General features: G+C 54.7%; 6 protein-coding genes. 3 read left to right on the top strand and 3 right to left on the bottom strand.

Translation table 11 applies throughout. From position 1 onward, the window contains the following. Positions 1-931 precede the first annotated feature (931 nt). The 3 genes from AAAC48_RS18405 to AAAC48_RS18395 all read left to right on the top strand — a co-directional run bounded on the left by AAAC48_RS18405 (position 932) and on the right by AAAC48_RS18395 (position 2,825). A complete protein-coding gene (locus AAAC48_RS18405) occupies positions 932-1,438 on the top strand; it encodes a response regulator transcription factor (RefSeq protein ID WP_340655573.1) in 507 nt (168 codons plus the stop codon). 4 nt (positions 1,439-1,442) lie between these two features. After that, positions 1,443-1,925, top strand: coding sequence for a hypothetical protein (locus tag AAAC48_RS18400; protein ID WP_340655572.1), 483 nt, complete (start codon positions 1,443-1,445; stop codon positions 1,923-1,925). A gap of 663 nt (positions 1,926-2,588) precedes the next feature. Continuing rightward, a complete protein-coding gene (locus AAAC48_RS18395; protein ID WP_340655571.1) occupies positions 2,589-2,825 on the top strand; it encodes a hypothetical protein in 237 nt (78 codons plus the stop codon). A gap of 368 nt (positions 2,826-3,193) precedes the next feature. Here the strand turns inward: AAAC48_RS18395 and AAAC48_RS18390 are convergent, their stop codons facing one another. The 3 genes from AAAC48_RS18390 to AAAC48_RS18380 form a co-directional block, all read right to left on the bottom strand. Beyond that, positions 3,194-3,931 (bottom strand): TfuA-like protein, encoded by a 738-nt coding sequence (locus tag AAAC48_RS18390; RefSeq protein ID WP_340655570.1) that lies wholly within the window; start codon positions 3,929-3,931, stop codon positions 3,194-3,196. 8 nt (positions 3,932-3,939) lie between these two features. Beyond that, positions 3,940-5,196 carry a YcaO-like family protein gene (locus AAAC48_RS18385; protein ID WP_340655569.1) on the bottom strand — a complete coding sequence of 419 codons (1,257 nt, stop codon included), beginning with the start codon at positions 5,194-5,196 and terminating at the stop codon, positions 3,940-3,942. A gap of 80 nt (positions 5,197-5,276) precedes the next feature. Next, a partial coding sequence (locus AAAC48_RS18380; RefSeq protein ID WP_340655568.1) for a hypothetical protein occupies positions 5,277-5,510 on the bottom strand: 234 nt, incomplete at its 5' end.

Genomic DNA, 5,510 nt, shown 5'->3' with positions numbered 1-5,510 from the left:
TTTCAAACGAGGTTATCATGCATGCCCGTAGTTATCTCATTGAAAACAGACGTCAGTTATTCATATAGTGCCAGCCGTGATTCTGAGCACTACTTGCCAATGGTGTTGAATTTTGTTTTTTTCACGTTTATTGCTTGGACATCCCCACACACAACACTGTGCCCAAACACCGGGACGTTAACTCGAAAGCACCGCGATGGTAAGCTAGCAATTCTGTTTAGAGTTGGGATTATGCCGTGCTAAGTCCGTGTCCATTTTGCAAAACTGCAAAAAACATAATCGTTTCAACGCGATTGCCGAGCGAACACCGCGAGCGCCGATTCGCACGGCTTTAAAGGCGTGCGAATCATAGTCAATATTGTCGAGCTACGCGGAAAATCGCCGAAGTGTTTAATTCGCCAGATGGGCCGTAAAGCGTCGCATTTTCTGTTAAACACTTGATTTTGCTCTCGTCACGGCCACGTCACGCACAATTTATTAATTCTTTCTTAATCAACAGGGATAGGCGAGGTTTAGGGAGCGTCGAGACACTGAATAAATAGAACTGACCCGAACAAAAAAACAATAAGAGCAAACAAATCCAGAAGGAAAATACTTCCTTCACTAAAGGGCGTAGGGGAAAATTATGAGTGGGACCATAGCGCGTACTACAACTGACCATGTTATTCACGGTTCAAAGGATAACAACGAGTCGAAATTCAAAAGTGGTATCTTCATATATGCTGAAGCAGGAGTCGTTTTCCAGGGTTTGGTACAATCCCTGGAAAGAACATTTCCTGATATCGAGGTCATCCTGTCAAGTAAACTTGCAGAATCCGACGAATCCGATGCCGACATCGGCCTGGTGCTCGTGCATACGGGATTCGTGTTTGACCTCGGCGATTGCGTAGCGCGTTGTCATAAGCGTTTTCCTAACGCTTCGATAACGCTAATGATCGATGAGAACAGCGCCGGCATACACGAACTCAATAGTCTCTTTGACAGCAAGCAGGTACAGGGACTCCTTCCCTTCAGCCTGAAACTCGATGTTTGGCTTGCCGTTGTCTGGCTATTGCTGAATGGCGGTGAATATTATCCTTCCACCATCGCTCGTTCGATGGAGAAGGCATCGGCGGGCAAGTCAATGTCGCACAACATTCATGGAAAGGGTGCTCAAGGTCCAATGAAGGCCCTGACGCTGCGCGAGCATCAGATCCTGGAACTTCTTTCCGAGGGCTTGCAGAACAAGATCATTGCCGATCGGCTGGCACTTTCGGAACACACGGTGAAGGTGCATGTGCACAATCTCATTCGCAAATTGCGGGTGCACAATCGCACGCAGGCTGCGGCGATATATCGAGACAGCGTCGACCAGGAGGAGCTCAGACCCCCTTTTAGAGGGTACGGTACGCCGATGGTGCGTCCCGAAAACACCTACGTGATGGGCCAGGCCATCTAAGGCAATGTCCCGCATTAATGATGTACTGATGCTGGTGGGCAAACTGAACTATACGTGGACGAACACCGAAAGCCTGTTCATCTACCTGATTGCCCACCTGCTCGACACCAACAAGGAAGCCGCAACGGTCATCTTCCTGACGCTCAACACGACACGGGCACGCATCGATTTGCTTGAGCGTCTGGCGAAAATCAGCTCGACGCCGCCGGACTCCAAGGTTGCAGTTCTTGAAATTACCAGCCGGATGACGCGCGAGCAAAGGCTTCGCAACAAATACAATCACTGTATCTACTCATTCGACGAAGCGGGCGTGCTCGCCTCGACGCAATTGATGCGGATCGTCGATATGAACGACAATGTAAAGTATGGAAAAGTCGAAGCGCTCGATGATGAGGAACTGCAGCGCATTCAAGCCACTATCGAGGCAATCAAGGAAGTGAACCGGTCTATCTGGGCTTTCATCAGGCTCAAAAACATCCAGGTCTGATGCCGGCGTGCGCCACCGAAATTCGATGTCGCCGACGGGGCATGGGAGTACCCTTGCCGAGGCCATCAATAATTCTCGCTACCGGTTTGCAAGGCGTGTTAATCAATATTAATTATTGAACGAAATTCCAATATAATATAACTTATTTGTGACGATGGAAATGAAAAACGCACTAAAAACAAGAAGAAGTAATACTATAGTTTAAAACAGATTGGGTAAATCCCGGAATTATATTTTATATAAGCTTAGACAACTTCTTGTTAAAAGCAGGGGGACTCGGATCGTTGTTTATAAAATGACGATCCATAAAATCAACGCCTTGGGCTTCATCCGAAGCAACTTGGCGGACTAAAAACAGAAGGTCATTTGGGGGGCCTGGTCATGACGTTAATACCGAAACCGCTGATTGAACAGCGGATAAGAAACGCGCCAGCAATGGGACGCTTTCTCGATGGGATAGCGCCCATCATCTCATCATTTGCCGGGCTCCTTATCAAGCTCCCGGCAGCGGCCGGCATTGTCCCGGCCATGCGTGGCAAAGAGTTCATACGTTGCGGATCCCGTTCCAGGCTGAAAGGCAGTCGCCGGCCATAGCGCCGCCCTGCCCAAGGCCAGAACGAACAGGAAAATGCACTCTCACGCAACATTTGCCCAAGGGTATCTATGCGCAACCGCCTGCAGACATTTTGCCCCTCAAAGACAGTGCATTCACGGATCGTCAATGCGCTCTGGATCGAATATGGCGGAACGCCGTGGAACATGCCGTCCGATTGGGAGCCGGAGCGCTCCTGGGCCCGGCAACTCGACCTGACCCTCATTCCCAACCTCGGACCGATGTCGGTGGCAATCCTGGTGCAATGGCTTGCGGCCGGCGATGACGAAACCGAGCAGATCAAGTAGCCGGCCTTCTTTTTCAAGAAATCTACATCGTATTTCCACGCCGGAAGCGTGAAATGACGAATATTGCTTGTCGGGATTGGAATGGAATCGAATTGATTAAGGTCTTGTGAGGGCAGTGCTACGCCGAAATTCTAACTAACTAATCATCGAATTCCGGCGTAGGTCCCCCACTGACTGCCCGCTTGCTCCCACACACGCTTGAATGCTTTTTTGTTTTATTTTCATGCGTTAAACTTGCGACCACGTGTTGAGATTATGAACCGCCCCGTTACGCAAGCGTGACTCAAATGCTGTTTTTGGCACTTTTTCTGAAGATTCTGCTAATTAATTGGGGTTAGGCGCAATTAGGACGCCGCCAATAGTCCGAATTAGGCCCGCAACTTGCGCCATTGCGACGTCTCGTTGAATTGCCAGCCGGCGAAATCCGGAGCCAATTGCGGCATCGTCACGCTCTTGCGCTCCAATAGAACATCGAGCAGCAGCTCGGCATCGTCACGCTTGATGTTGCGGATATGCGGCCTCAGCCGTTCTGCCGCGCGATCGATATCGGGCGAGACCACGTCGAAGATGCGCCGCCATGTGCGTTCCTTGAAAAACACGCCATCAGCCTTCGTGCGGATGAGAGCATGTTCCTCATCCGTGATCGCGCCAGCAGCCAAGGCCGCATCAAGCGTTGCATCGATCGTGACCATTGCTTCGCTGAAGGCCACATAGCCAAATTCGGCCGGCGCATGCACCTGCGCAACGGCAGCATCGTCTTCCAGACCGCCAAAGGCGTAACGCTCAAACACCTTTCCAATGCCGATCATGCCGAAGGGATGGCATTCGGCAGCGCGCAGCGCGCCCATGCTGGCAGCGCCATAAACTGTGGCACCTGCGGAAAGGGCATGCAGGATTTCCTTGTGCCAGACGGCCGCGACGTCCTCGAACCGGCCATCGACCAGGCCGATGACGCGAAAACCCTGGTCGACCGCATGGGTGATGTCTCCGCATTTCGCCGGGCCGCGGCAGGTCAGCCCATAATCCGGCAAGACGCGGTCTTCCCCTGCGCGCACCGGCACAAACTCTGTTCCAGAAAGGCTCGGGCCTGCAAACAGGATCTTCATTGCCGCTCCTATTGCCGCAACATGGCGTTGAGCGCCCGCCCGCCGAAGCGGTGCTTGCGGGTGCCCGCCGGACTTTCAAGCTCGTTGACCAGCACGCGGCAGACCGACATGCCATATTCCTCGCCGCCAAGCGGCACGGCGACCACACTGGTGATGCCACGCCGGCGCAGCGGTTCGAGATAGGTTTTAAGACTGGCGCGCAGGTGCGGCTCCGGTTCCTCGAACCGCCAGTGATCGGCGGGCTTGGCGTGAATATAGACGGAGAGATCGGGCGCCAGGCGCTGGTGATATTCCGATGGGTCGAAATCATCGCGCGCACCGGAAATATTGGTGATACGCGTCTGCGCCGCCTCGGTGATCGCCCGCATGGCGGCAACGCGCGGCGACAGGTGGCAGCCATAGCCGGCGGCGAGGTCAAAGTGCAGATAAGTGCCGTGCTGCGTGGCCGGACTGATCGTTGCCATGAAAACCGGCAGGCCGATATCCGACGTTATGTTGAACAGGCGCAGGACGAAATTCGCAACGGTTATCCGCTCCGCCAGCCAGTCAATGCCGCTATCGGCAAAAGCCGCCGGATCGACACAGCGCGCCTGCACCCCTGCGTCGCGCTGGAAGCGCCATAACTCAGTGGCATCGCGCTCAACGCGTTCGCACAGGCCGTGAATGACCGCTTCCAGCAGGCAGTTGCCCGAGGCAAGGCCGTCGGTCGACTGGCAATAATGAAAGGATCGCCGCGCCGAGGTAAAATCCAGCGAGACGAGTTCGCGCGGCACGAACACCGGCTTCTGCTTCAACAGGTCGAAGCCTTCGAGCCAATAGTCGGTCTCATCGGACCCTGCCTCGTCCGCGCCGCGCATCAAGAGCATACGGCCGTCAAACACGGTATGACCCGCGCCCTGCAGCTCGCGGCGGCTGGCGGCAAAGGAGGCAAGCGGAATATTTTCGGCAATAGCGATTTCGGCAGCTTCCATCACGGCGGAAGCGCGGGCATGGCCTGCGCTGATGCCCTTGCCCTGGCTCACGGCCAGTGTCCGGCTGTTGGGCCGCACGGCCATCCAGACGGGAATGCCAATGCGGTCGAGGCCGGTGACTTCGGCCATGCGCACGATGCCCAGACGAGGAAAGTGCGGCCGCAACCGGTTTACGGTTTCGTCCGCATCAAATAGTCGCGTCGATGACAGTTCATCAAGGCGGAAAGCAGAGCGAAGGTTCGCTTCGTCTGCCGCCAGCCGGTCAAGAACCGGAATCCCGGCCAATGGTTTCATTGCCACTCCATCAGCCCGCAAATTACGCACCCATCACAAAACTATCCGAACCCCGGATAGTGACTACAACGTTACTCAGTCTATGCAGCGGGACCCGCAGAAAATGCCCGCTCTGTCGGATTGCTGCGGCTGTCACACGAGAAAGCCCGGTCTGACGGATCGCTGCGGCCATCAAACGAGAACGCCCGGTCCGACGGATCGCTGCGGCCGTCGAACGAGAAAGCCCGATCAGATGGATCGCTGCGGCCATCGAACGAGAAGGCCCGATCCGATGGATCGCTGCGGCCATCGAACGAGAAGGCCCGGTCCGACGG

The organism is Phyllobacterium sp. (assembly GCF_037994405.1).
In the GTDB taxonomy this organism is placed as follows: Bacteria; Pseudomonadota; Alphaproteobacteria; order Rhizobiales; family Rhizobiaceae; genus Phyllobacterium.
This window is presented reverse-complemented; position numbering and strand designations above follow the sequence as displayed.

Excerpts from the sequence above, each read along its gene's own strand:
- AAAC48_RS18405 (WP_340655573.1), top strand. The coding sequence starts at position 932 with ATGATCGATGAGAACAGCGCCGGCATACACGAACTCAATAGTCTCTTT.
- AAAC48_RS18400 (WP_340655572.1), top strand. The coding sequence starts at position 1,443 with ATGTCCCGCATTAATGATGTACTGATGCTGGTGGGCAAACTGAACTAT.
- AAAC48_RS18395 (WP_340655571.1), top strand. The coding sequence starts at position 2,589 with ATGCGCAACCGCCTGCAGACATTTTGCCCCTCAAAGACAGTGCATTCA.
- AAAC48_RS18390 (WP_340655570.1), bottom strand. The coding sequence starts at position 3,931 with ATGAAGATCCTGTTTGCAGGCCCGAGCCTTTCTGGAACAGAGTTTGTG.
- AAAC48_RS18385 (WP_340655569.1), bottom strand. The coding sequence starts at position 5,196 with ATGAAACCATTGGCCGGGATTCCGGTTCTTGACCGGCTGGCGGCAGAC.